This window comes from Streptomyces sp. RG80, from assembly GCF_040446465.1.
In the GTDB taxonomy this organism is placed as follows: domain Bacteria; phylum Actinomycetota; class Actinomycetes; order Streptomycetales; family Streptomycetaceae; genus Streptomyces.
This window is the reverse complement of the sequence record NZ_JBEAAJ010000003.1, coordinates 190,143-214,810: the sequence shown is the minus strand read 5'-3', so window position 1 is coordinate 214,810 and position 24,668 is coordinate 190,143. Positions and strand designations below refer to the sequence as shown.

The 24,668-nt window shown below is 71.8% G+C and carries 19 protein-coding genes; 10 read left to right on the top strand and 9 right to left on the bottom strand.

Going from position 1 to position 24,668, the window contains the following annotated elements:
* Positions 1-36: 36 nt before the first annotated feature.
* Both ABKA17_RS11165 and ABKA17_RS11160 read right to left on the bottom strand, forming a co-directional pair.
* Positions 37-2,580 carry a polynucleotide kinase-phosphatase gene (locus tag ABKA17_RS11165; protein WP_353691798.1) on the bottom strand — a complete coding sequence of 848 codons (2,544 nt, stop codon included), beginning with the start codon at positions 2,578-2,580 and terminating at the stop codon, positions 37-39.
* Complete coding sequence (locus tag ABKA17_RS11160; RefSeq protein WP_353691797.1) at positions 2,577-4,082, bottom strand: 3' terminal RNA ribose 2'-O-methyltransferase Hen1; 1,506 nt, start codon at positions 4,080-4,082, stop codon at positions 2,577-2,579. The genes ABKA17_RS11165 and ABKA17_RS11160 overlap by 4 nt, the downstream gene beginning before the upstream one ends.
* A gap of 163 nt (positions 4,083-4,245) precedes the next feature.
* Here ABKA17_RS11160 and ABKA17_RS11155 point away from each other — a divergent pair, with 163 nt between their 5' ends.
* Positions 4,246-5,076, top strand: coding sequence for an SAM-dependent methyltransferase (locus tag ABKA17_RS11155; protein WP_353691796.1), 831 nt, complete (start codon positions 4,246-4,248; stop codon positions 5,074-5,076).
* Between the two features lie 67 nt (positions 5,077-5,143).
* Here the strand turns inward: ABKA17_RS11155 and ABKA17_RS11150 are convergent, their stop codons facing one another.
* Positions 5,144-6,067 (bottom strand): LLM class F420-dependent oxidoreductase, encoded by a 924-nt coding sequence (locus ABKA17_RS11150; RefSeq protein WP_353691795.1) that lies wholly within the window; start codon positions 6,065-6,067, stop codon positions 5,144-5,146.
* Between the two features lie 238 nt (positions 6,068-6,305).
* Between ABKA17_RS11150 and ABKA17_RS11145 the strand changes: the two genes are divergently transcribed.
* Complete coding sequence (locus tag ABKA17_RS11145; protein WP_353691794.1) at positions 6,306-6,473, top strand: hypothetical protein; 168 nt, start codon at positions 6,306-6,308, stop codon at positions 6,471-6,473.
* Positions 6,474-6,518: 45 nt separating this feature from the next.
* On the opposite strand, the gene ABKA17_RS11140 is transcribed toward ABKA17_RS11145, so the two are convergent.
* From ABKA17_RS11140 to ABKA17_RS11125, 4 genes are all read right to left on the bottom strand, one after another.
* Positions 6,519-6,989 (bottom strand): DUF6099 family protein, encoded by a 471-nt coding sequence (locus ABKA17_RS11140; protein WP_353691793.1) that lies wholly within the window; start codon positions 6,987-6,989, stop codon positions 6,519-6,521.
* A 191-nt stretch (positions 6,990-7,180) separates the two neighbouring features.
* Positions 7,181-7,507: a nucleotide pyrophosphohydrolase gene (locus ABKA17_RS11135; RefSeq protein WP_353691792.1), complete on the bottom strand. Its 327-nt coding sequence runs from the start codon at positions 7,505-7,507 to the stop codon at positions 7,181-7,183.
* A complete protein-coding gene (locus tag ABKA17_RS11130; RefSeq protein WP_502994198.1) occupies positions 7,504-8,724 on the bottom strand; it encodes an AAA family ATPase in 1,221 nt (406 codons plus the stop codon). Before ABKA17_RS11130 ends, ABKA17_RS11135 begins: the two co-directional genes overlap by 4 nt.
* 75 nt (positions 8,725-8,799) lie before the next feature.
* The gene (locus ABKA17_RS11125; protein WP_353691790.1) at positions 8,800-9,189 is read right to left on the bottom strand and encodes a cell division protein SepF; all 390 of its coding nucleotides are present in this window, start codon (positions 9,187-9,189) and stop codon (positions 8,800-8,802) included.
* Positions 9,190-9,418: 229 nt separating this feature from the next.
* Here ABKA17_RS11125 and ABKA17_RS11120 point away from each other — a divergent pair, with 229 nt between their 5' ends.
* A complete protein-coding gene (locus tag ABKA17_RS11120; RefSeq protein WP_353691789.1) occupies positions 9,419-13,459 on the top strand; it encodes a bifunctional nitrate reductase/sulfite reductase flavoprotein subunit alpha in 4,041 nt (1,346 codons plus the stop codon).
* A gap of 93 nt (positions 13,460-13,552) precedes the next feature.
* Positions 13,553-15,259, top strand: coding sequence for a hypothetical protein (locus tag ABKA17_RS11115; RefSeq protein ID WP_502994222.1), 1,707 nt, complete (start codon positions 13,553-13,555; stop codon positions 15,257-15,259).
* Here ABKA17_RS11115 and ABKA17_RS11110 read toward each other — a convergent pair.
* Positions 15,240-15,755, bottom strand: a complete 516-nt coding sequence (locus tag ABKA17_RS11110) for a YceI family protein (protein WP_353691788.1) — start codon at positions 15,753-15,755, stop codon at positions 15,240-15,242. The two genes, ABKA17_RS11115 and ABKA17_RS11110, sit on opposite strands and share 20 nt — an antisense overlap.
* A 126-nt stretch (positions 15,756-15,881) precedes the next feature.
* Between ABKA17_RS11110 and ABKA17_RS11105 the strand changes: the two genes are divergently transcribed.
* The 6 genes from ABKA17_RS11105 to ABKA17_RS11080 all read left to right on the top strand — a co-directional run bounded on the left by ABKA17_RS11105 (position 15,882) and on the right by ABKA17_RS11080 (position 23,475).
* Positions 15,882-16,373, top strand: a complete 492-nt coding sequence (locus ABKA17_RS11105; RefSeq protein WP_353691787.1) for a MarR family winged helix-turn-helix transcriptional regulator — start codon at positions 15,882-15,884, stop codon at positions 16,371-16,373.
* Between the two features lie 103 nt (positions 16,374-16,476).
* A complete protein-coding gene (locus ABKA17_RS11100; protein WP_353691786.1) occupies positions 16,477-19,581 on the top strand; it encodes an FAD-binding and (Fe-S)-binding domain-containing protein in 3,105 nt (1,034 codons plus the stop codon).
* A gap of 45 nt (positions 19,582-19,626) precedes the next feature.
* Positions 19,627-19,815 carry a hypothetical protein gene (locus ABKA17_RS11095; RefSeq protein WP_353691785.1) on the top strand — a complete coding sequence of 63 codons (189 nt, stop codon included), beginning with the start codon at positions 19,627-19,629 and terminating at the stop codon, positions 19,813-19,815.
* A gap of 309 nt (positions 19,816-20,124) precedes the next feature.
* Complete coding sequence (locus ABKA17_RS11090; RefSeq protein WP_353691784.1) at positions 20,125-20,562, top strand: Fur family transcriptional regulator; 438 nt, start codon at positions 20,125-20,127, stop codon at positions 20,560-20,562.
* Between the two features lie 30 nt (positions 20,563-20,592).
* Positions 20,593-22,782 (top strand): catalase/peroxidase HPI, encoded by a 2,190-nt coding sequence (katG, locus tag ABKA17_RS11085; protein ID WP_353691783.1) that lies wholly within the window; start codon positions 20,593-20,595, stop codon positions 22,780-22,782.
* A gap of 120 nt (positions 22,783-22,902) precedes the next feature.
* On the top strand, positions 22,903-23,475 hold the full coding sequence (locus ABKA17_RS11080; RefSeq protein ID WP_353691782.1) for a MarR family winged helix-turn-helix transcriptional regulator: 573 nt from the start codon (positions 22,903-22,905) through the stop codon (positions 23,473-23,475).
* A gap of 24 nt (positions 23,476-23,499) precedes the next feature.
* On the opposite strand, the gene ABKA17_RS11075 is transcribed toward ABKA17_RS11080, so the two are convergent.
* On the bottom strand, positions 23,500-24,606 hold the full coding sequence (locus ABKA17_RS11075; protein WP_353691781.1) for an NAD(P)/FAD-dependent oxidoreductase: 1,107 nt from the start codon (positions 24,604-24,606) through the stop codon (positions 23,500-23,502).
* Positions 24,607-24,668: the final 62 nt, after the last annotated feature.

Below are 24,668 nucleotides of genomic sequence, written 5' to 3'. Positions count from 1 at the left end.
CGCGGTCAGCCGACCCTCACAGCCTCGGGCCGACCGTCACAGCCTCGGGTCGACCGGCTCCGACTCCAGTGCCAGCACGCCGAAGACCGCCTCGTGCACGCGCCACAGCGGCTCGCCCTCGGCCAGGCGGTCCAGGGACTCCAGGCCGAGTGCGTACTCGCGGATGGCGAGGGAGCGCTTGTGGTTGAGGAAGCGGCCGCGCAGACGGGTCAGGTTGTCGGGGCGGGTGTACTCCGGGCCGTAGATGATCCGGAGGTACTCGCGGCCACGGCACTTGATGCCGGGCTGCACCAGGCGTCCCTCTCCGCTGCGGACGACCGCGCCGAGCGGCTTGACGACCATGCCCTCGCCGCCGCGGCCGGTCATCTCCAGCCACCAGTCGACGCCCGCCTGGACCGACTCGGGGTCGGCCGTGTCGACGTACAGGCGCCGGGTGGTCTGGAGCAGGCCGGTGCCGTCGTGCTCCACCAGCCGGTCCAGCAGGGTCAGTTGTTCGTCGTGCGCGAGGTACGCCAGGCTGCGGCCCTGGACCGCGAGGATCTGGAAGGGCGCGAGTCGTACGCCGTCCAGGCCGTCCGTGGTCCAGCAGTAGCGGCGGTACGCCTCGGTGAACGCGGCCGCGTCGGAGGCCCGTTCGCGCTGGCGGTCCAGCAGGTCCGTCACGTCCACGCCCCGTGCCGCGGCGCCCTCGAGCGCGGCCAGCGCACCCGGGAACACCGCCCGGGACGCGGCGCCGACGGCGGCGTACTGCGAGCGCAGCAGTCCGGACGCCTTCAGCGACCACGGCATCAGCTCGGCGTCGAGCAGCAGCCAGTCCGTGTCCAACTCCGCCCACAGGCCCGCCTCGTCGGCAGCCGCCCGCACCCGGCCGAGGATCTCCTCGGTCACCGACTCGTCGTCGAAGAACGGGCGCCCGGTACGGGTGTAGAGGGAGCCCGTCGGGCCGTCCACGCCGAAGCGCTTGCGGGCCGTCTCCGCGTCGCGGCACACCAGGGCGACCGCCCGCGAGCCCATGTGCTTCTCCTCGCACACGACCCGCGCGACCCCGTCATCGGCGTACTGCTTGAAGGCCTCGGCCGGGTGCTCCAGGTAGCCCTCGATGTGCGAGGTCGCCGTGGGGGCCATCGTCGGCGGGAGGTACGGCAGCAGCCTCGGGTCCACCGCGAAGCGGCTCATGACCTCCAGGGCCGCGGCCGCGTTCTCCTCACGGATCGCCACCCGCCCCTGGTGCCGGGTCTCCACCACCCGGCGGCCGTTGACGTCCGCCAGGTCCAGCGGACGGCCGTCCTGGCCGCCCGGCGCATCCGACTTCAGCGGCCTGGTCGGCTCGTACCAGACCCGCTCCGCCGGTACGTCGACCAGCTCCCGCTCCGGGTAGCGCAGCGCGGTGAGCTTGCCGCCGAAGACGGCGCCGGTGTCCAGGCAGATGGTGTTGTTCAGCCAGGTCGCCTCCGGGACCGGAGTGTGGCCGTAGACGACCGCCGCGCGGCCCCGGTAGTCCTCGGCCCACGGGTAGCGCACCGGCAGCCCGAACTCGTCCGTCTCCCCGGTGGTGTCGCCGTACAGCGCGTGCGAGCGCACCCGGCCGGAGGTGCGGCCGTGGTACTTCTCCGGCAGACCGGCGTGACAGACGACCAGCTTGCCGCCGTCGAGGACGTAGTGACTGACCAGGCCGTCGATGAACTCCCGTACTTCCGCCAGGAATTCGTCCGAGACCCCCTCCATCTGCTCGATGGTCTCGGCCAGGCCGTGGGTGTGCTGGACCTTGCGGCCCTTCAGGTAACGGCCGTACTTGTTCTCGTGGTTGCCCGGCACGCACAGGGCGTTGCCCGACTTCACCATCGACATCACGCGGCGCAGCACGCCCGGGCTGTCCGGGCCGCGGTCGACGAGGTCGCCGACGAAGACCGCGGTACGGCCCTCGGGGTGCACACCGTCGACGTAGCCCAACTTGCCGAGCAGCGACTCCAGTTCAAAGGCGCAGCCATGGATGTCGCCGATGATGTCGAACGGGCCGGCGAGGTGGGTGAGGTCGTTGAAGCGCTTCTCGGTGCGGACGGTGGCGTTCTCGACGTCCTCCACGCCGCGCAGGACGTGCACCTTGCGGAAGCCCTCGCGCTCCAAGTGCCTGATGGAGCGGCGCAGTTCGCGGATGTGGCGCTTGATGACCCGCACCGGCATGTCGGCGCGGTCGGTGCGGCCCGCGTTGCGTTCGGCGCAGACCTCCTCCGGCACGTCGAGCACGATGGCGATGGGCAGCACGTCGTACTGCTTGGCCAGGTCGATCAGCTGGCGCCGGGAGTCCGACTGCACGCTGGTGGCGTCGACGACCGTACGGCGGCCCGCGGCGAGCCGCTTGCCGGCGATGTAGTGCAGCACGTCGAAGGCGTCCTTCGTCGCGCTCTGGTCGTTCTCGTCGTCGGAGACCAGGCCGCGGCAGAAGTCCGAGGAGATGATCTCGGTGGGCTTGAAGTGCCGGTGGGCGAAGGTGGACTTGCCCGAGCCGGAGGCGCCGACGAGGACGACGAGGGAGAGGTCGGTGACGGGCAGGACGCGCCCCTTGGTCTGGTTCTCGGTCATGCCGCCTTCGCCTCCTTCTCGTTCTTGTCGTTCGGGTTGTTCACAGTGGTCTTCGGCTCGGTCGTGCTCATCTCGAAGACGGCCATCTGTGTGGGCGGGCCCACCTCCGGGTCGTCCGGTCCGATCGGTACGAACTCCACGTCGTACCCGTGCCGTTCGGCCACCCTCCCCGCCCAGGCGCGGAACTCCTCCCGCGTCCACTCGAAGCGGTGGTCACCGTGCCGGACATGGCCGGCCGGGAGGGTCTCCCAGCGCACGTTGTACTCGACGTTCGGGGTCGTCACGAGGACGGTCCGCGGGCGGGCGGCACCGAACACCGCGTACTCCAGGGCGGGCAGCCGGGGCAGGTCGAGGTGTTCGACGACCTCGCTGAGCACGGCGGCGTCGTAGCCCTTGAGGCGTTTGTCGGTGTAGGCGAGCGAGCCCTGGAAGAGCTTGACGCGGGAGGCCTGGCGTTCGCCCATGCGGTCCAGCTTCAGCCGCCGGGAGGCGATGGTGAGCGCGCGCATCGACACGTCGACGCCCACGATCTCGGTGAACCGCACGTCCTTGAGCAGCGCCTGCACCAGCTGGCCCTGTCCGCAGCCGAGGTCGAGCACGCGCGCGGCGCCGGACGCCTGGAGGGCGGCGATGATCGCGTCCCTGCGCTGTACGGCGAGCGGGGTCGGCTTCTCCTCGTCCTCGGTCTCCGCCTCGACGGCGTTGTCGATCTCCTCGACCTCGCTGTCGTCGGCCTCGGCGAGCCGGACCAGCTCCAGGCGTTCCATCGCGGCGCGCGTCAGCGACCAGCGGCGCGAGAGGTAGCGGCTGGTGATCAGCTTCTGCTCGGGGTGGTCGGGCAGCCAGCCCTCACCGGCGCGGAGCAACTTGTCGACCTCGTCGGAGGCGACCCAGTAGTGCTTGGCGTCGTCGAGGACCGGCAGCAGGACGTAGAGGTGGCGCAGGGCCTCGGCGAGGGTCAGGGTCCGCGACTCCAGTACGAGCCGGACGTAGCGCGAGTCGCCCCACGCGGGGAACTGCGTGTCCAGCGCGACCGGTTCGACGGTGACCGTCCAGCCGAGCGGCTCGAACAGCTTCCGTACGAGGTCGGGGCCGCCCCGGGCGGGCAGTGCGGGCACCTCGATGCGCAGCGGCAGCGGCTGTGCGGCCCGCTCCGGGCGGGCGTTGCAGACACCGCGCATGGCGCTGGAGAAGACGGCGCTCAGCGCGACGGCGAGCAGCGAGGACGCGGCGTACGGGCGGTCGTTGACGTACTGCGCGAGTGCCGCGTCGGGGGCGCCGCCGCGCCCCTTGCCCTTGCCCCGCCGGACCAGCGCCACCGCGTCGACCTCCAGCAGGAGCGCCGCCGTGCAGCGCTCGGCGTCGGCCTCTGGGTAGAGGACGTGCGCCTTGCCGTAGGACGTGGAGAACGCCTGCGATTTCTCGGGATGCTTGTGGAGCAGGTAGCCGAGGTCGGTCGCGGGGCGTTCGGACGTACCGGTGGTACTGATCGTGAGGAACACTGTGGTTACACCTCTGGGTGCCTTCTGAGCTGCGGGTTTCGCCGTTCTGAGTCACGGCGCGCCCGCTCAACGTACCGTGCCCGCTCCGCACACACTCACGATTTATCCCCAGCTCCGGTCCGGTCGGCGCCGGAGGTGCAGCGGACGGCCACGGCGCCGGGGAATGTCCGCTAGCCTCCCGATCGACCGGGCGTTCGAAGGAGGACCCACGACTGTGAGCGCGATCGACACCAGTAAGCCCCATTCGGCCCGTATGTACGACTACTTCCTCGGCGGGAAGGACAACTATCCGGTCGATGTGGCGGCGGCCGAGCAGGTGAGCTCGTTCTTCCCGGACGTGAGCCAGATGGCGCGGACCAATCGCGCGTTCATGCACCGGGCCTCCCGGCTGCTGGCCGAGCGGGGCGTCGCGCAGTTCCTCGACATCGGCACCGGCATCCCGACCGAGCCGAACCTCCACCAGATAGTGCAGGGGATCGCTCCCGAGGCCCGGGTGGTGTACGCGGACAACGACCCGATCGTGCTGCGGCACGCGGAGGCCCTGCTGCACAGCGCGCCGGAGGGGCGGACCGACTACATCCAGGCCGACGTACGGGAGCCGGACAAGATCCTCGCGGCGGCCCGGGAGACCCTCGACTTCACGCGGCCGATCGGACTGTCCCTGGTGGCGCTGCTGCACCTGGTGGCGGACAGGGACGAGCCCGCCCGGATCGTGCGGGAGCTGGTCGACTCCCTCGCCCCCGGCAGCTACTTGACCCTCTCCCACGCCACCGGCGACTTCGACCCGGAGACATGGGAGCGCGTGGTCGAGGTGTACCGCAAGGGCGGCACGGACGCGCAGGTCCGCTCGCGCGCCGAGTTCGGCGCGTTCTTCACGGGTCTGGAACTGGTCGAGCCCGGCGTGGCGCTCGCCGCGTCATGGCACCCCGAACTCGGTGAGCCGCAGGGCGGCGAGGAGATCCCGCTGTACGTGGCGGTCGGGCGCAAGCCCTGACGGAGGGGCGGATGGTCCGACGGGGCGCGCGGGGCGGCGCGCTCCGTCGGCCCGCCGTTTTCCGGGACTACGACAGCTGCGACTGGACCTGCGAGGAGATGAGCTCCAGGTGGTCCAGGTCGTGCAGGTCCAGGAGCTGGAGGTAGATGCGGCTGGAGCCGATCTCGGCGTAGCGGCCGATCTTGTCGACCACCTCGGCCGGGGAACCGGCCAGACCGTTGGTCTTCAGCTCGGGCACCTCGCGGCCGATCGCGGCGGCCCGGCGGGCGACCTCCTGGTCGTCCTTGCCGACGCAGACGACGAGGGCGTTGGAGTACGTCAGTTCGTCGCCCTTGCGACCGGCCTCGACCGCGGCGTCGCGCACCCGGCCGAACTGGCGCTCGCTGTCCTCGACGGATCCGAAGGGCATGTTGAACTCACTGGCGAAGCGGGCCGCCAGCTGCGGAGTGCGGGACGGTCCGTGGCCGCCGACGAGGACCGGGATCCGCTCCTGGGCCGGCTTGGGCAGCGCGGGCGAGTCGGTGAGGTCGTAGTACTTGCCGTGGAAGTCGAAGGTGTCGCCGGCCTTGGTCTCCCACAGGCCCGTGACGATCTCCAGCTGTTCCTCGAGGCGGCCGAACTTCTCCTTGGGGAAGGGGATGCCGTACGCCTTGTGCTCCTCCTCGAACCAGCCCGCGCCCAGGCCCAGTTCGACGCGGCCGCCGGACATCTGGTCGATCTGCGCGACCTGGATGGCGAGCACACCGGGCAGCCGGAAGGTGCCAGCGGTCATCAGGGTGCCCAGGCGGATGCGCTTGGTCTCACGGGCGAGTCCGGCGAGGGTGATCCAGGCGTCGGTGGGACCGGGCAGACCGTCGGCGGAGCCCATCTTCAGATAGTGGTCGGAGCGGAAAAAGGCATCGAAGCCGAGGTCCTCGGTGGCCTTGGCGACGGTGAGAAGGGTGTCGTAGGTGGCGCCCTGCTGGGGCTCGGTGAAGATGCGAAGATCCATACCTCCATCCTGCACGCTGCCCCACGGGTCAACCCCACCCGCCCCTGCCGTCCCGGCCCTGCCCGGTCGGGTGAAATTCCGTCAACGCGGCGCACGGGGGCTGCCCGGGCCAGTGACCCGGCGAAGGTGATGATCGTTGCTCGGGCGGAGCCGGACCGACCGGCGCCCGCGCCGGCCGGTCAGCGCCGGGCGTCATCCGTGTCGGCCTCCCGTGGAGGCCTGGGCCGAGGAGGCCGTCTTGTCCGAAGAATCCGTCCCGCAGCAGGGTGCCGGGCCCACCGGTCAGCCGAAGGGGCTGCTGCAACAGATGGAGGAACTGATGGCGACACTCAACGCGGACCTCTCCGCCCTGGACGCGGACCTGCAGTCGGCGGGCCGGGCCACGGAGGAGAACGAGGCACGCTGACGGCTGCCCCCGAGGAAAGCTCCCGCCGAGAGGCGGCGCGGTCGCTCACCCCGCCTCTCGTTCCGGTAACGCCTGGTCGCGGTTGGCCAGTTTGTTGAGCATTTCCAGGACGCGGTCCCGGGATTCGTCCGCCGCGTCGATGGCCTCCATGCACTGCCAGTACGTACCCTCGTCGTCGGCGGCGCAGGCAAGGCCGACGAGGGCGATGCCCACCTCGCCGAGCAGGCCGCCGAGACAGAGCAACACCTGGCGGGCGTCGCCCAGTTCGGTGAGCTGGGCGGCGCGCAGGTCGGCGGTGTCCAGGTCGGGGGTGTCCAGGACACCGCAGCCTCTGCCCGCCAGTTCGGTCAACCCCAGTGCCTCGCCCCTCAGTCGGGGCGGGCCGGAGACCGCGAGCCGGCTGCCTATCGCCTGGGCCAGGGCCTGCGCCTGCCACACCTCCGTGAGGATCTGAGGCCCGCCGCCGCTTCCCGCGAGGGCACGCCTGCTCGTCACTATGAGCCGCACCGCGTCCATGCGCTGCCCCCGTCCACCGCCCGAACTCCGTTGTCCACTACCCAGAGTGAGGGTCGGCGGGACGAAAAGCCAGAGGAAGGCGGAAATCTGCGGACAACGAATCGGTTTCGAGCCGGATTTTGACTCCGGAGAGTGAAAACGGACCGAGCTGCTCCCCAGGACGGACCCGACCCGTACGACGGAATCGACCTCTACGGCGCCGGGAACCTCCGCTCGTTGCGGTCGATCTTCGCGTCCAGTGCCGCCAACAAGTCGATGCCCAGCACCTCGCACAGTTGGAGCAGATACGCCAGGACGTCGGCGACCTCGTCGGTGACCCGGTGCGCGGTGTCCGGGTCGTCCATGACGCGGGCCGACTCCTCGGGCGTCAACCACTGGAAGATCTCGACCAGTTCGGAGGCCTCCACGCTGAGCGCGGCGGCGAGGTTCTTGGGGGTGTGGTACGGCTGCCAGTTCCGCGCCGCCGCGAACTCGGCCAGTCTGCGCTGGAGTTTCGCCACATCGAGAGGGTCTGTCACGCGTCCAGGTGTACCACCGTGACGCCCTCGGTCCGCGCCGCCCAGGACGCGTCGGTCACCGTGCCGAGCAGCCGGATGTGCCCGCGGTCGCACATCCGGGCCGCGAGCCGCAGGAGTTCGTCCCGCTGCCGTGGGTCCAGTCGCCGGTCGAAGCCGTCGGCGAGCACCGTGAGCGTCTGCATCGCCGCGGGCACCTCACCGGCCGGGTCGACCTCCAGCACGCCGGGTCCGGTGAACAGCACCAGCGCGAGCGCGAGGTACCTCAACTCCCCGTCGCCGAGCCGCCCCAGCGCCGTACGGCCGCCGTCGCCGCGGTCGAGGACCGCCCGGACCGTGCCGTCGCCGAGGAGTTCGGCGTGTACGCCCGCCACGGGTCCCGTACATCCGGCGCCGACCGACGCGACGAACTGCGCGTACCGGCGCACGCACTCGGCGTGGGTGCGCCACAGCACGTCGGCGAGGTTGTCGCAGCCGCCGAGGAGGCGCCCGGAGCCGGTGGGGACGGGGACCCGCATCCGGTCGGGGCGGGGGTCGCAGGCGAAGACCGAACGCAGGGCGACGACCATCTGCTCGGCGGCCGCCAGCACCCGGCGCTGGCCGTCGGTCTTGCCCGCCACCCGTAACGGGAGCAGCGCGGTGCCGAGCCGGTCGTCGGGGAGCGGGGCGCGGGTCACCGGGGCGGATCCGGCGGTGTGCCAGGCGGCCTGCACGAAGCGCCGCGAGGGGTCGCGCAGCGCGGTCTCCAGCAGGACGACCCCGCCGGCCGTCAACCGCTCCCCCACGATGCGCAGTTCGGGCTCGGCCTGTACCGCGACGTCGAGCCGTACCGGCCCCTCGGGTCCGTCGGCCGTGCACCCGATGCGGAACCCCCGTCGCCGCTGCGCGTCGGGCCGCGCCCGGTCCGGCACACAGGCCGCCGGATCGGCGAACACCTCGCCGACCTCGCCGCCCCCGCCGAGCCGGGCCAGCGCCTCGTACGCCCGTAGCGCGCTGGTCTTGCCGGAGCCGCTGGGGCCGACGAGGAGGGTGCACGGGCCCAGCGGCAGCCGGACGCGGCGATGGGCGGCGAAGGCCGACAGGCGGAGTTCGCTGAGGTGGGGCCGGCTCGGCCGGGTCTCGGCGCTCACGGGAAGCCGGGGGGACGGAACGTGATGCTCTTCACGTTCGCCGTGGGGTTCGACGGATACGGGCGCCTCTGACGCTGAGTGCACGGCCATATCCGGACCGTAGGCCTCCGCCGTCAGGCGAACCGTTTTGCCGGTGGCGCCTTCCTACGATCGGGGGACCGTGGCTCAGACGCCGGGGGCGCCGGCGGTCTCCATCAGGCCGCTGACCTCCATGCCGGGCGGCGTCAGCAGGAAGACGTTGCGGTCGACCCGGTGCATGCCGCTGGCCAGGCCGAAGACGACGCCGGTGCTGAAGTCGAGGACCCGTTTGGCGACGTCGCCCTCCGCTCCCGTGAGGTCGAGCAGGACGGGGATGCCCGCCATCAGGGTCTCGGCGACCTCGCGGGCGTCGCCGAAGACGTTGACCCGCAGGACGACGAACCGGCGGCGCGGTTCCGTCGCCGCCTCGGGAGGCACCCGGTGGTCCACCGCGGACGGCCAGGCGTCCCGGCCCCGCAACGGAACGACCTGGGCGAGCCCTTCCCACTGTTCATCGGTGACGTCGTACCTGCTCACCGGTTCCCCCCGGACTCGCTCGCCTTCATTGCCTGCACCACCCAATTCTTACGCCAAGTCACCCGTTCGGCCCAACAGCGACACGGTCCGCGACAGCCCCGCCCCCTCACATCGGGCCCCGAGCGGCTGTGTGTCCGACGTAACTCCTCATGATCAAGCCATGTGACATCGCCGTAATGGGCGATTCGTACGCTCTCGACCAAGACCGATCGTCGAGGAAGGGCCGCGTGTGACCCCCACCACTGCCACGTCCCAGGTGCGCTCGGTCTGCTCGTACTGCGGAGTGGGCTGCGGCATCGTGCTGGACGTCGGCATGGGGCCCGACGGGCGGCGCACGGTCCTGAAGGCCACCGGCGACAAGGCGCACCCGGCGAACGCGGGGCGGCTGTGCACCAAGGGCGCCACCACGGCCGAGATGCTCTCCGCGCCCGGACGGCTGACCACCGCGCTGGTCCGGGACGACCGCGGCGAGGAGCCGGTGCCCGCTCCGGTGGCCGACGCGATCGGGGAGACGGCCCGGCGGCTGCGCGCGATCATCGACGAGCACGGGCCCGACGCCGTCGCCTTCTATGTGTCCGGGCAGATGAGCCTGGAGGCGCAGTACCTGGCCAACAAGCTCGCCAAGGGGTTCGTGCGGACCAACCAGATCGAGTCGAACTCACGGCTGTGCATGGCGAGCGCCGGCGCCGGTTACAAGCTGTCGCTGGGTGCCGACGGGCCGCCCGGGTCGTACGAGGACTTCGACCGGGCCGATGTCTTCCTGGTCATCGGGTCGAACATGGCCGACTGCCATCCCATCCTCTTCCTGCGGATGATGGAGCGGGTCAAGGCGGGCGCGAAGCTGATCGTGGTCGACCCGCGGCGCACCGCGACGGCCGCCAAGGCCGATCTGTTCCTCCAGGTCAGGCCGGGGACCGATCTGGCCCTCCTCAACGGACTGCTGCATCTGCTCGTCGAGAACGGGCACACCGACCCCGACTTCGTCGCCGCCCACACCGAGGGCTGGGAGGCGATGCCGGAGTTCCTCGCCGACTACGCGCCCGCCTCCGTCGCCGAGATCACCGGTCTCGCCGAGGACGACCTGCGCGAGGCCGCCCGGCTGATCGGGGAGGCCGGTGAGTGGATGAGCCTGTGGACGATGGGCCTGAACCAGTCCACGCACGGCACCTGGAACACCAACGCCCTGGTCAACCTGCATCTGGCGACCGGCGCCATCTGCCGCCCCGGCAGCGGCCCCTTCTCCCTCACCGGCCAGCCCAACGCGATGGGCGGCCGCGAGATGGGCTACATGGGGCCGGGGCTGCCCGGCCAGCGGTCCGTCCTCGTGGACGCCGAGCGGGAGTTCGTCGAGGAGCTGTGGGAGCTGCCGGAGGGCACCCTGCGCAAGGACGGCGTCGGCAGGGGCACCGTCGAGATGTTCCAAAAGATGGCCGACGGCGAGATCAAGGCCTGCTGGATCATCTGCACCAACCCGGTCGCCTCGGTCGCCAACCGCCGTACCGTCATCGAGGGCCTGGAGGCCGCCGAGTTCGTCGTCACCCAGGACGTCTTCGGCGACACCGAGACCAACGCGTACGCCGATGTCGTCCTGCCCGGCGCGATGTGGACCGAGGGCGAGGGCGTCTTCGTCAACAGCGAGCGCAGCCTCACCCTCACCGCGCCCGTCGCCGACCCGCCCGGCGAGGCGATGGCGGACTGGCGGATCATCGCGGCCGTCGCCCGCGAGATGGGGTACGAGAAGGGCTTCTCGTACGACAGTGCCGAGCAGGTCTTCGAGGAGATCCGGCGCGCCTGGAACCCCGTCACCGGCTGGGACCTGCGCGGGGTGACGTACGAGCGGCTGCGGGAGACACCCGTGCAGTGGCCGGCGGCCGAGGGCGGGCCCGCGCGCAACCCGATCCGGTACGTCGGTGACGGCAGGCTGCGGTTCCCGACCCCGAGCGGGCGGGCCGTGTTCCACGCGCGGCCGCATCTGCCGCCCGCGGAGATGCCGGACGACGACTTCCCCTTCGTCCTGAACACCGGGCGGGTGCAGCACCAGTGGCACACGCTGACCAAGACCGGGAAGGTCGCCAAGCTCAACAAGCTGAACCCCGGGCCGTTCGTGGAGCTGCACCCCGAGGACGCGCGTCGGCTGGGGATCGCCGAGGGCGACGGGGTGGAGGTCGCCTCGCGGCGGGGGCGGGCGGTGCTGCCCGCGGTGGTGACGGACCGGGTGCGGCCCGGCGGCTGCTTCGCGCCGTTCCACTGGAACGACCTGTTCGGTGAGTATCTGAGCCTCAACGCCGTGACCAGCGACGCGGTGGACCCGATCTCCTTCCAGCCCGAGTTCAAGGTGTGCGCGGTGTCGCTGACCCGGGTCTCCTCCGCACCGGCTCCGGCGCCCGTACCGGTGACCGTGCCCGAGGTCATCGTTCCGACCTCCGTCACCCCCGGCGCCGACCCCTTCGGGCTCGCCCCCGCCCCGCCCCCGGTCCTGACCGCGCAGGAGCGCCTGTATCTCACCGGCTTCCTCGCGGGCATCGACTCCGGCGCCCCCGGTGTCCCGGTCCTTCCGATGGACGCGCCCTTCAGCCCCGAGCACGCGATGTGGGTCAACGGCGTGCTCGCCGGCATGTACTCGCGTACGACGGCCGCCCCGTCCCCGACCCGGCCCGGCCGTGAGGTGGTCGTGCTGTGGGCCTCGCAGACCGGGAACGCGGAGGAGTTCGCCGGTGCCGTCGCCGACCGGCTCTCGGCGAGCGGGCACCGTCCGATGCTCGTCGGCATGGACGACAGCGACCCGGGCACCCTGCCGACCGGCGCCGACCTGCTCCTGATCACCAGCACCTTCGGCGACGGCGACGCCCCCGACAACGGCTCCGGCTTCTGGGACCGGCTCGCCACCGAGCAGGCCCCGCGGCTGGACGGGACCCGCTACTCCGTCCTGGCCTTCGGCGACTCCTCGTACGACGACTTCTGCGGTCACGGGCGCCGGCTCGACGCGCGCCTCGACGAGCTGGGCGGGGTGCGGCTGGCGCCGCGCACGGACTGTGAGCCGGACTTCGAGCCGTCCGCGGACGCCTGGCTGGACCAGGTGCTGTCCGCGCTGGGCAGCGCCCCGGCGGCGGCACCGGCACCAACCCCGGCGCCGGTCAAGCCCGCCCGTCCCCCCAGACCCGCTCCCACCACCGCCCGGCTGGTCGGCAACCGGCTGCTCAGCCTGCCCGGCGCGGGCAAGGAGGTACGGCGGTTCACCTTCGACACCAGCGGGACGCCCCTGACGTACGAGGCGGGCGACGCGCTCGGCGTGCGGCCGGTCAACTCGCCCACGCTGGTGGAGGAGTGGCTGGCGGTGACCGGCGTCGACGGATCGGCCGTGGTGGCGGTCGACGGCGTGGGCGACGTCCCCTTCGCCGAGGCCCTGCACCGGCACCTCGACATCACCCGCATCACCCCCGACCTGCTCCGCTTCCTCACCGAACGGGTCCGGGACGGACGGGAGTTGAAGAAGCTCCTGCGGCCCGACAACAAGGACGGGCTGGCGCAGTGGAGTTGGGGACGGCAGGCGGTCGACGTCCTCGCCGAGCACCCGGTGCGGGCGAGCGCGGCGGACTGGACGGCCGTGCTCAGGAAACTGCAACCCCGCCTGTACTCCATATCGTCGAGCCCGCTGGCCGACCCGCATCTGGTCTCGCTGACCGTCTCCGTGGTGCGCTACGAGAACCTGCACGGCAGGCCGCGCGGCGGGGTCTGCTCGCCGTTCCTCGCGGACGCGGACGCCGACACCGAGGTGCCGGTCTTCGTGCAGCCCTCCCCGCACTTCCGTCCGCCCGCCGACGCGACCACCCCCATGATCATGGTGGGTCCGGGCACCGGGGTCGCCCCGTTCGTGGGCTTCCTCCAGGAGCGGCGCGCGCTCGGGCACCGGGCGCCCAACTGGCTGTTCTTCGGGGAACAGCACCGGGCCAGCGACTTCTACTACGAGCAGGAGCTGACCGAACTGCTCGCCGAGGGCACCCTGGCCCGTCTCGACACCGCGTTCTCCCGCGACCAGCGCCAGAAGGTCTACGTCCAGGACCGGATGCGCGAGCACGGGCCCGAGCTGTGGCGGTGGCTCCAGGACGGCGCGCACTTCTATGTGTGCGGCGACGCCTCCCGGATGGCCAAGGACGTGGACCGGGCGCTGAAGGACATCGCGGTGGCGCACGGCGGTCTGGGCGAGGTGGAGGCGGCGGCGTATGTGAAGCAGCTGGCGTCGGCGAAGCGGTATGTGCGGGACGTCTACTGACAAACCGTATCTTTCTTACCCCTCTCCTACCGGACTCTTCACCTCCCCCACCGCCTCGCTCACCGGGCGCGATTACGTTCCGGTGCCGTGCACTTGGCAGAACTGAAGCCGGTGACCCCTGGCCGGCTGACCCGGCCGGCGGTGTCCCCCGCCCCGGAGTCCCCCGCGCAGTGGCATCGCGTCCTGACCCTGCTCGCCGACATCAGCCTCCTCATCGGGACGCGCGCGGTGTGGACCCAGGCGGCCTCGCACCGGGTCGCGGTGGCCGCGGTCATCTCGGTCTGTTACGCCTCGATCCTGGTGTGCGGGGTGCTGGCGCTGGTGGTGCGCCGGACCCGTTCGCTGGCCCGCGTCGACCTGTGCGTGCTCGTCACGGCGGTGACCCTGACGCTGTGTGCCTGGTCGGTGCTCCACCAGGGCAGTGACGAGGCGCTGCTGACCACCCAGGCCGCCCGGGAGCTGGTCGCGGGGCACCCGGTGTACGGCCGGCCGTGGCCCTGGCTCTTCGGCCACGGCGTCGCCCTCACCCCGACGGTGACCGGCGGCTACGACTTCACGTACGGCTATCCCCCGCTCGCCCCGCTGCTGACCGCGCCGCTGCTGTGGCTCGGGCACGGCGCCGCCCCGGCGACCGCGATGAGCACGGGTGCGCTGGTCGTCGGGGCGGTGGTGCTGTGGCGGATGCTGCCGGCGCCGTGGCGGCCGGCGGCGACCATGGTGTGTCTGGGCTTCGCGATGCTGCCGCAGTACGCCCGGCTCGGCTATCCGGCGATCCTCGCGCTGGCCCTGCTGGTGCCGGTGGTGGTGGGCTGGCCGCGGATCGGCCGGGGCGGACGCCTCGGCGCGGCCGGACTGGCCCGGGCCGCGTGTCTGGGGGCGGCCTGCGCGGCACAGCAACTGCCGTGGTTCCTGGCGCCGTTCCTGCTCGCCGGCCTCCACGCCGTGCGGCGCGGGGAGCTGGGCGGGCGGGGCGCGGCGCTGGTGGTGCTGCGGATCACCGGGGTCGCCGTCACCGTATGGCTGCTGATCAACACGTACTTCGTCGTGAGCGAGCCGGGCCACTGGTTCACCGGGGTCGCCCTGCCGCTGACGCAGGGCGCGGTGCTGCACGGCCAGGGGCTGGTGGATGTCTCCATCTACCTCACGAACGGCAGCGACCGGCTCGACTGGTACTCCCACGCGAGCGTGCTGCTGGCGGCGGGTCTGCTGGTGCTGTTCGTGCTGTTCGTACGGCGGTTGGGGCCCGCGGCGACCGTGCTGCCCTGGTGCGCGTTCTTCCTGGCGACGCGATCGCAGGACGGCTACTACCTGATGATGACGCCGCTGTGGCTGGCGGCCGCGGTCACCGCGCCGACGTCGGAGTTCGCGGCGGCGTGGCAGCCGAGGCTGCGTCCGACCTCCCGCCCGGCCCGGGTCGCCGTCGCCCTGCTCGTGCTGTCCCCGGCCCTGGTGAGCGCCGCGGTGGCGGCGACGGGCTCACCGCCCCTGCGGATGGAGCTCACCGGGCTGCACCGGACCAGGTCGGTCTCCGGCGACCGGCTGACGATCCGGGTCACCAACACCGCCGGCAGCGCCCTCGCACCCCACTTCATGCTCACCGCGAGCCAGGGCATGAGCCAGTACTGGAGGGTCGTACGGGGGCCGGCCTCACTGCCCGCCCACGCCACGGCACGCTATGAACTCCGGCCGCCCGCCGGGAGGTACGTACTGCCTCGGGCGGGCGTACGGATCCGGCTGCGGGCCTTCACCGCCGTACCGCAGACGCTGTCGACCACGTACGTCAGGCTGCCGTCCGGGTGAAGCGGAGCGTGGTCGTGACCGTGGTGAGGCGGGCGATCATGCCGAGTTGGTTCCAGCCCATCCCGAACTGGTTGCGGTCCACCGAGAATTCGGCGTCCAGGGTGAGGGCGTCGGCGTCCACGCCGGTGAGGCGGGCGGTGAGGGTCAGGGGGCGGCTGATGCCGCGCGCGGTGAGCTGGCCGATGACGTGGACCTTGTCGCCGTCGCGGAGCTCCGCGCTGCGGACCGCGAAGGTGAGCTCGGGGTGGTTGTCGGCGTCGAAGAAGTCGGGGCCCTTCAGGTGGGTGTCACGCTTGGGGTTCTTGGTGTCCAGGGACGCGACGGCCAGGGTCAGGGTGCCGACGGCGGACCCGTCGGGGCGGACCTCGCCCTGCCCGGTGACGGCGGTGAAGGCGCCCTTCACGGTGATGAGCCCCCAGATCGACTTGTGCTTGATCGCGACGGTCGAGGCGGTGGTGTCGAGCTGCCACGTTCCGGTTTCCACGGCGACGGTCATGGGGGGCTCCTTCGTCCGATTCCCGCACTGATGCGGTAATCCAAATTTGAATGACCTCACGCTAGCCGGTTATCCAAATCTGAACAACCCCCTCGTTCAAATTTGGACAACAGGTACACTCGATCCATGGCCCACCCCGACGAGCAACCCGCCGACCAGCTCGAATGCCTGAACGCGCAGGGCGGCGGACTGCTGCCCCCCGAGCTGCGCGCCTGGATGGTGCTGCTCGCGGCGACCGGGGCGGTGGAGCAGCAGCTGCGCTCGGTGGTGAAGGACACCCTGGACGTCTCGCACGACGAGTTCCTGGTCCTGTGCCTGCTGGCCGAGCAGCCCGGGTCGGCCCTGCGCATGACCCGCATCGCCGAACTCCTGGGCCGCCCGAAGACCCGCCTCACCTACCAGATCGCCTGCCTCCAGCACGCCGGCCTCGTCAGCCGCCGCTCGGTCTGCGGCGACAAGCGCGGCATCGAGGTGGCCCTCACGGAGAAGGCGCGCGGCCTGCTCCAGGAGGCCTCGGCCGCCCTCGCCGAGACGGTCACCGGAGCCCTGTCCCGGGTCGTGGGACCGGAACAGTGCGAGGCGATGCGCGGCCTGCTGCCGGGGCTCACCGAGGGCTGAGCCGCCCACGCCCGCCGGGCCGGTGACCGTCGGCCGCCGATTGCCGCGACGTGCCCCGGGTACCCGGGCCGCACCCTGTCGGCGGCACCACCGGAGGAGGGCCATGGGCGCCTCGGACCTGCCCGATCCCGTCGTACGGCGAGGGAGCGCGGTCGACGCGCGGACCCTGGCCGCCGCTCTGCGGGACCGTGTCGACGGTGAGGTCCGCTTCGACGCGGGGAGCCGGGCCGCCTACTCCACCGACGCCTCCAACTTCCGGCAGACGCCGATCGGGGTCGTCGTACCGCGTACACCCGAGGCGGCGGCGGAGGCGGTGGCCGTCGCCCGGGAGCACGGCGCGCCCGTGCTGTCGCGGGGCGGGGGGACGAGTCTGGCGGGGCAGTGCACCAACACGGCGGTCGTGCTCGACTGGTCCAAGTACTGTCACGAGCTGGAGTCCGTCGACGCCGACGCCCGTACCTGTGTCGTCCAGCCCGGGATCGTCCTCGACGACCTCAACCGCCAACTGGCCCCGACCGGGCTGCGGTTCGGGCCGGAGCCCGCGACCCACGCCAACTGCACGATCGGCGGCATGATCGGCAACAACTCCTGCGGCGCCACCGCGCAGGCGTACGGCAAGGTCGTCGACAGCGTCGCCCGGCTGGAGGTGCTGCTCTACGACGGCACCCGGTTCTGGTGCGGCGGGACGAGCGACGAGGAGTACGCCGAGATCGAGCGGCAGGGGGATCTGCGGGCCGCCGTCTACCGGCAGTTGCGCGCCCTGCGCGAGACCTACGCCGACGAGATCCGCCGCCGCTTCCCCGACATCCCGCGCCGGGTCTCCGGCTACAACCTCGACTCCCTGCTGCCCGAGCACGGCTTCGACGTCGCCGGACTGCTCGTCGGCAGCGAGTCCACGCTGGTCACCGTGTTGCGGGCCGAGCTGAAGCTGGTGCCGGTGGTGCGGGAACGGGTGCTGGTGGTCCTGGGGTTCTCCGGCATCGACCGCGCCGCCGACGCCGTACCGGAGATCCTGCCGTACGAGCCGATCGCGCTGGAGGGCCTGGACTCCTACCTCCTGCGCGACGAACGACTCAAGCACCTCAACCCCGAGGCACGCGCCCAACTCCCCGAGGGGGACGCCTACTTGATGGTGCAGTTCGGGGCGGACACCGTCGAGGAGGCGGACGAGCGGGCGCACCGGATGCTGGACGCCCTGCATGAGAGCGAGCACGACCCCGAGGTCGCGTTCCTCGACGAGCCCGCGCACGAGGAGCAGTTGTGGCAGGTGCGGGAGGCCGGGCTCGGGGCCACCGCGCATGTCCCGGGCCACCCGGACACCTTCGAGGGCTGGGAGGACTCGGCGGTGCCACCGGAGCGGCTGGGCGACTATCTGCGCCGACTGCGGGGCCTGTTCGAGGAGTTCGGCTATCAGAGCGACACGGGGCCGAGTCTGTACGGCCACTTCGGGCAGGGGTGCGTGCACACGCGGATCCCCTTCGACCTGTACTCCGCCGAAGGGGTCGCCGGCTACCGGCGGTTCATGGAACGCGCCGCCGATCTCGTCGTGGAGTTCGGCGGCTCCTTGTCCGGTGAGCACGGGGACGGACAGAGCCGGGGTGAACTGCTGCCCCGGATGTTCGGGGAGCGGCTGGTCGCGGCCTTCGGCCGGTTGAAGGCCGTCTTCGACCCGCTCGACCGGATGAACCCCGGGAAGGTAGTGGCCCCGTACCGGCTCGACGAGAACCTGCGCCTCGGCGCCGACTGGGCCCCGCACGACCCCCGCGACCTGCACTTCCGCTTCCCCGACGACGGCGGGTCCTTCGCCGAGGCCGCCAACCGGTGCGTGGGCGTGGGCAAGTGCCGGCAGCTGGAGTCCAAGGGCTCGGTGATGTGCCCGTCGTACCAGGTCACCCGGGAGGAGGAGCACTCCACGCGCGGCCGGGCCCGGCTGCTCTTCGAGATGCTCGACGGACACGGCGACAGCGCGGTCCGAGACGGCTGGCGGTCGGAGGCGGTACGGGACGCGCTCGACCTGTGTCTGTCCTGCAAGGGGTGCAAGAAGGACTGCCCGGCCGATGTCGACATGGCCACGTACAAGGCGGAGTTCCTCTCCCACCACTACGAGGGCCGCTGGTGGCGCAGGCCGCGCGCCCATCTGTCCATGGGCTGGCTGCCCGTCCTCGCCCAGACCGTCGGCCGTGCCCGGCTCGGGCCGGTCGTCAACGCCCTCACCCACACCCCGCCGCTGTCCCGGGCGGCCGTCGCGATCGCGGGCGTCGAGGACCGCGAGGTGCCGCTGTTCGCCGGGCAGACGCTCCAGCGGTGGTTCGCCGGGCACGAGCCGTACGGTGACGGGGCCCGCGGCAGCGTCCTGCTCTGGCCGGACACCTTCACCAACCACTTCCACCCGCACGTCGGACAGGCGGCCGTGCGGGTGCTGGAGCACGCGGGCTGGCGGGTCGAGCTCCCCGACGAGCCGCTGTGCTGCGGACTGACCTGGATCTCCACGGGGCAACTCGGCGTCGCCGAGCGGGTGTTGGGCCGTACCGTACGCCGACTGGCGGGGCACGTCCGCGACGGCGGTCTGGTGGTCGGCCTCGAACCGAGCTGTACGGCGGTGTTCCGGTCGGACGCGGGCGACCTGTTCCCCGGCGACCACGACGTACGCCGGCTGCGCGAGCGGACCGTGACCCTCGCCGAGCTGCTCACCGAGCACTCCCCCGGCTACGAGCCGCCCCGGGTGCCGGACCGCGCCGCGCACGCGCTCGCGCAGGTGCACTGCCACCAGCACGCGGTCCTGGGCTGGGAGGCCGACCTGGAGCTGCTGGGCCGCGCCGGGGTCGACGCCGAGCGCCTGGACTCCGGCTGCTGCGGGCTGGCCGGCAACTTCGGCTTCGAGCCCGGCCACCTGGACATCAGCGAGGCGTGCGCGGAGCGTGAACTGCTGCCCCGGCTGCGGGAGGCGGACCCGGGGACCCCGGTGCTGGCCGACGGCTTCAGTTGCCGCACCCAGATCCACGAGCTCGACAGCGGCGGCCACGAGGCGGTCCACCTCGCCGAACTACTGGCCTGCGGCCTGCCCGGCACCGACGGCAGCGCGTACGGCGTCGCCCCCGGCGCCCGTCCCGCGCCGCCCGGACGCGCGGCACGGACGCTCGCCCTCGCGGGGGCGGGCCTGGCGGCGGCCGGCACGGCGGCGGAGCTGGTACGACGGCTGCGGCGATGAGGGGGCGCGGGAGGCGCTCTGCCTGATCACGTCGTCGCTGGGGCGATGAACGGCCAACACTCGGTGCCGACCCGCGGCCTGCCCGGCACGGACGGCGGCGGCGGCGGATACAGCATCGCTCTCGGCACCCGCCCCACACCACCCGGCCGCCAGGCCCAGGCGCTCACCCTCGCGGGCACAGGGCTGGCGGCTGCCGGCGCGGCGGTGGAGCTGGTGCGATGGCTGCGGTGGTGAAGGGCCGCGGGAGGCGCTCTGCCTGATCACGCCGTCACTCGGCGACGAACGGGCAACCCCCGGCCGGTGCCGGCCTGCCGCCTGCCCGGCGCGGGCGGCAGCGCGTACGAAGTGACCCCCGGCGCCCGCCCCCGGGCCGCCCGGCACGGCGGCCAGGCTGGTGGGACGGCTGCTCTCGGGAGGCGCTCTGCCTGATCACGTCGTCGCTCGGGCGACGGGCGGGCCAACAGTGGGTGACACGACACGGCACATACTTGGAACGAATCCATTTCTTGAACCATTCGTGTTTGTGGGGGTAGGTTGGCCCCCATGACTTCACCGCAGCCTCCGACCACCGCAGGGGATCTGCGGGGGGCCGGCCTGCGGGTGACGGCCGCCCGCGTCGCGCTCCTGGAGACCGTCCGCGCCGGTGATCATCTCGGAGCCGATGCCATCGCCTCCGGGGTCCGGGACCGGGTCGGCCACATTTCCACACAAGCCGTCTACGACGCCCTCCACGCGCTCACCGCGGCGGGACTCGTCCGCCGTATCGAGCCACCGGGCAGCCCCGCCCGGTACGAGGGCCGGGTCGGCGACAACCACCACCACCTGGTCTGCCGGGAGTGCGCGGCTGTCGTCGACGTCGACTGCGCGGTCGGGCACGCGCCCTGTCTGACCGCCTCCGACGACCGAGGCTTCGCGATCGACGAGGCCGAGGTCATCTACTGGGGCCTGTGCCCCTCCTGTTCCACCGCCCGCAAGGCTTGAGCACCACACCCCCCGGAAGGATTTCCCCTCATGTCCGAGAACAGCGCCGCTGAAGGCAAATGCCCCGTCGCGCACGAGCGCGCCGCACACCCCACCCAGGGCGGTGGCAACCGTCAGTGGTGGCCGGAGCGGCTCAACCTGAAGATCCTTGCGAAGGACCCGGTCGTCGCGAACCCGCTCGGTGAGGACTTCGACTACGCCGAGGCGTTCAACAACCTCGACCTGGCGGCCGTGAAGCAGGACATCGCCGCGGTACTGACCGAGTCCCAGGACTGGTGGCCGGCCGACTTCGGCAACTACGGCCCGCTGATGGTCCGCATGGCCTGGCACAGCGCCGGCACCTACCGCATCAGCGACGGCCGCGGTGGTGGTGGGCGTGGTCAGCAGCGTTTCGCGCCGCTGAACAGCTGGCCGGACAACGGCAACCTGGACAAGGCCCGCCGTCTGCTGTGGCCGGTCAAGAAGAAGTACGGCCAGTCCATCTCCTGGGCCGACCTCATGATCCTCACGGGCAACGTGGCGCTGGAGACGATGGGCTTCTCGACGTTCGGCTTCGGCGGCGGCCGCGCCGACGTCTGGGAGGCCGACGAGGACGTCTACTGGGGTCCCGAGACCACCTGGCTCGACGACCAGCGCTACTCCGGCGACCGTGAGCTCGAGAGCCCGCTCGGCGCCGTCCAGATGGGCCTCATCTACGTCAACCCGGAGGGCCCCAACGGCAACCCGGACCCGCTGGCCGCGGCCCGCGACATCCGCGAGACCTTCCGCCGCATGGCGATGAACGACGAGGAGACCGTCGCCCTCATCGCTGGTGGCCACACCTTCGGCAAGACCCACGGCGCGGGCCCGGCGGAGAGCGTCGGCGCCGACCCCGAGGCCGCCCCGATCGAGGCCCAGGGCCTCGGCTGGGCCAGCACCCACGGCACCGGCAAGGGCGGCGACGCCATCACGTCGGGCCTCGAGGTCACCTGGACCACCAAGCCCACCCAGTGGAGCAACGACTTCTTCGACATCCTCTTCGGCTACGAGTGGGAGCTGACCCAGTCCCCCGCCGGCGCCAACCAGTGGGTGGCCAAGGACGCGCAGGCGATCATCCCCGACGCCCACAGCGACTCCAAGAAGCTCCCCACGATGCTCACCACCGACCTCTCGCTGCGCTTCGACCCGGTCTACGGCGAGATCTCCAAGCGCTTCCACGAGAACCCGGACCAGTTCGCGGACGCCTTCGCCCGCGCCTGGTACAAGCTGACCCACCGTGACCTTGGCCCGAAGTCCCTGTACCTCGGCCCGGAGGTCCCGGCGGAGACCCTGCTGTGGCAGGACCCGCTGCCGCAGGCCGAGGGCGAGGCCATCGACGCCGCCGACGTGACGGCGCTCAAGGCCAAGCTGCTCGCCTCGGGCCTGACCGTCTCGCAGCTGGTGACGACCGCGTGGGCGTCCGCGTCCACGTTCCGCTCCAGCGACAAGCGCGGCGGTGCCAACGGCGCCCGTATCCGCCTTCAGCCGCAGGCCGGCTGGGAGGTCAACCAGCCCGACGAGCTGGCCCAGGTCCTGCGCGTCCTGGAAGGCGTCCAGGCCGACTTCAACGCGTCCTCCGGCGCCAAGAAGGTCTCCCTGGCCGACCTGATCGTCCTCGGCGGTGCCGCCGCGGTGGAGAAGGCCGCCAAGGACGCGGGCTTCGCCATCGAGGTGCCCTTCACCGGCGGTCGTGTCGACGCCACCGAGGAGCACACGGACGTCGAGTCCTTCGCCGCCCTGGAGCCCACCGCGGACGGTTTCCGCAACTACCAGGGCAAGGGCAACCGCCTCCCGGCCGAGTACCTGCTGCTCGACAAGGCGAACCTGCTCGGCCTGAGCGCCCCCGAGCTGACCGTCCTCGTCGGCGGTCTGCGTGTCCTGGGCGCCAACCACGGCGGCACGTCCCTCGGTGTCCTCACCGAGACGCCCGGTGTCCTGACGAACGACTTCTTCGTCAACCTGCTCGACCTGGGCACCGAGTGGAAGTCGACGTCCGAGGACCAGAACCACTTCGAGGCCCGTGACGCCTCGGGCGCGGTCAAGTGGACCGGCACCCGTGCCGACCTCGTCTTCGGCTCGAACTCCGAGCTCCGCGCGCTCGCCGAGGTCTACGCGAGCGACGACGCCAAGGAGAAGTTCGTGAAGGACTTCGTCGCGGCGTGGGTCAAGGTGTCGAACGCGGACCGCTTCGACCTGGTCTGAGTCTGATCACCGGGACGCCCCGGCCGGCCTTCACGGGCGGGCCGGGGCGTTCCCGCTTTTCTTCGCGACCCGCCTGCGACCTCGTACAATTTGAGTCCGAACGATCAAAGGAGCGTGCCTGTGCCCGGCCAGCGGTCCATCACCGAAGCGGAGAAACTGGCGGCGGCGAAGCTCGGGGGGATCCCGATCCACCGCGACCAGATGGCGGTGGTCGCCAACATCCACCGCGCCGCCTCGGCCGTACGGCAGCACCTGGAGAACTCCGTGCTGCGCGGCGCCGACCTGACGTGGACGGCGTTCGTCGTGCTGTGGGTGGTGTGGGTGTGGGGCGAGTCGGAGACCCGGCATGTCGCCGAGGAGGCGGGCATCTCCAAGGGGACGCTCACCGGCGTCGCGCGCACGCTGGAGGGACGCGGGCTGCTCCAGCGGGCCGGGCATCCCACCGACGGCCGGCTGGTGCTGCTCAGCCTCACCGAGGAGGGCGAGGCGCTGATGCGACGGCTGTTCCCCGCGTTCAACCAGGAGGAGGCGTTCGTCGCCTCCCGGCTCAGCGCCGAGGAGTGCCGCGACCTCGCCGACGGTCTGCGTCAGGTCGTCCTCCAGGTCGAGGAGCACGGTGAGGAACGGCGTCTGGAACTCCTCGACGGCGCGGACCCGGCACCGCGCCGCAGCGGGCGGCGGCCGAAGGGCTGAGGCTGGGGCCCCGGGCCCGCCGGCTCACGCGGCCGTGTAGCCCAGCTGTTTGCGCATGTAGGGCGTCATCAGCGTCTTCGCCTTCGCCAGCACCGACGTCCGCCCGCCCAGCACCGCGCTCTCCCCGCCCGGCACCGGCAGCAGCGTCATGCCGTCGGCCGGGCCGAAGGGCACGATCAGCGGGGTGCGGTGGACGGGCCGGTAGAAGCGGGGCTCCTTGCGGTGTCTGCCGGGGCTCTGGAGGTAGGCGCGGATGTTGTGGACCGCGAGTTCGGCCTGGGCGAGCGCGGCGGGGGTGATCTTGAGCTCGGTGGCGTCGTTCACGTCGCCGACGGCGAAGACGTCCGGGCGGCCGTCGACCCGGAGCGTGCGGTCGACCTTGACGTGTCCGGAGGGGTTCAGCCAGTCGCCGTGGCCGGCGAGGCGGAGCCAGAGCGTGTTGGGCGTGGTGCCCGTGGCCCAGTACGAGAGGTCGGCCTCCATGACGTTGCCGTGCGCGTCGCGGTAGGTGCCGAAGTCGAAGCCGGGCGACATGAAGGAGTCCAGCCGCACCTCCACGTCGTGCGCCTCCAGCCAGGCCAGCGCCTTGCGTCCGGCGCGTTCGCTGCCCGTGCCGTGCAGCAGCGCGGGGCCGGAGTGGGCCAGCGTGACCCGCGCGTCCGGCCGGGCCAGGCGGATCTCCGCGCTGAGTTCGACACCGGAGGGACCGCCGCCGACGACGAGGACGTGCCCGGCACCGGCCACGGCCTGCTGGTGCCCGGCGAACCCCTTCACCGCCTCCTCGACGGTGGTGCCGTTGAAGCGGGCCGGTTCGGGATAGTCGGCGCCGGTGGCGATCACCACCACGTCGTACGGCAGCCGCTCCCCCGTCGCCAGGACGACCTGGCGGGCCTCGGTGTCGATGCGCAGCGCCTTGCCCAGCACCACCCGGCCGCCGCTGAGCAGCCGGTCGTACGGGATGAAGGGCGTCACCGACCACTCCGGTCGCACCCCCGCCCGCAGCGAGGCGATGCGATGGAAGAAGACCTCCTTGCGATCCACGAGCGTGACCCGCGCGGTCGCGTCCAGCCTTCTGGCGATGCGGACACCCGCGTAACCGCCACCGATCACCACTACGTCGCCGTCGCTCACACGACTCTCCTGTGCTGTGGGGGGAGTCAGCAGCGTAACGCTTGAAGTTTAAAGTTACGGGG

What these genes read in the sequence shown, in the direction of transcription:
- ABKA17_RS11150 (WP_353691795.1), bottom strand. Translation starts at nt 6,067, where the DNA reads ATGGATCTTCGCATCTTCACCGAGCCCCAGCAGGGCGCCACCTACGAC.
- ABKA17_RS11095 (WP_353691785.1), top strand. Translation starts at nt 19,627, where the DNA reads ATGAACGGCCAACACTCGGTGCCGACCCGCGGCCTGCCCGGCACGGAC.
- ABKA17_RS11165 (WP_353691798.1), bottom strand. Translation starts at nt 2,580, where the DNA reads ATGACCGAGAACCAGACCAAGGGGCGCGTCCTGCCCGTCACCGACCTC.
- ABKA17_RS11110 (WP_353691788.1), bottom strand. Translation starts at nt 15,755, where the DNA reads ATGACCGTCGCCGTGGAAACCGGAACGTGGCAGCTCGACACCACCGCC.
- ABKA17_RS11100 (WP_353691786.1), top strand. Translation starts at nt 16,477, where the DNA reads ATGGGCGCCTCGGACCTGCCCGATCCCGTCGTACGGCGAGGGAGCGCG.
- ABKA17_RS11105 (WP_353691787.1), top strand. Translation starts at nt 15,882, where the DNA reads ATGGCCCACCCCGACGAGCAACCCGCCGACCAGCTCGAATGCCTGAAC.
- ABKA17_RS11140 (WP_353691793.1), bottom strand. Translation starts at nt 6,989, where the DNA reads ATGGACGCGGTGCGGCTCATAGTGACGAGCAGGCGTGCCCTCGCGGGA.
- ABKA17_RS11090 (WP_353691784.1), top strand. Translation starts at nt 20,125, where the DNA reads ATGACTTCACCGCAGCCTCCGACCACCGCAGGGGATCTGCGGGGGGCC.
- katG (WP_353691783.1), top strand. Translation starts at nt 20,593, where the DNA reads ATGTCCGAGAACAGCGCCGCTGAAGGCAAATGCCCCGTCGCGCACGAG.
- ABKA17_RS11155 (WP_353691796.1), top strand. Translation starts at nt 4,246, where the DNA reads ATGTCCGCTAGCCTCCCGATCGACCGGGCGTTCGAAGGAGGACCCACG.
- ABKA17_RS11130 (WP_502994198.1), bottom strand. Translation starts at nt 8,724, where the DNA reads ATGGCCGTGCACTCAGCGTCAGAGGCGCCCGTATCCGTCGAACCCCAC.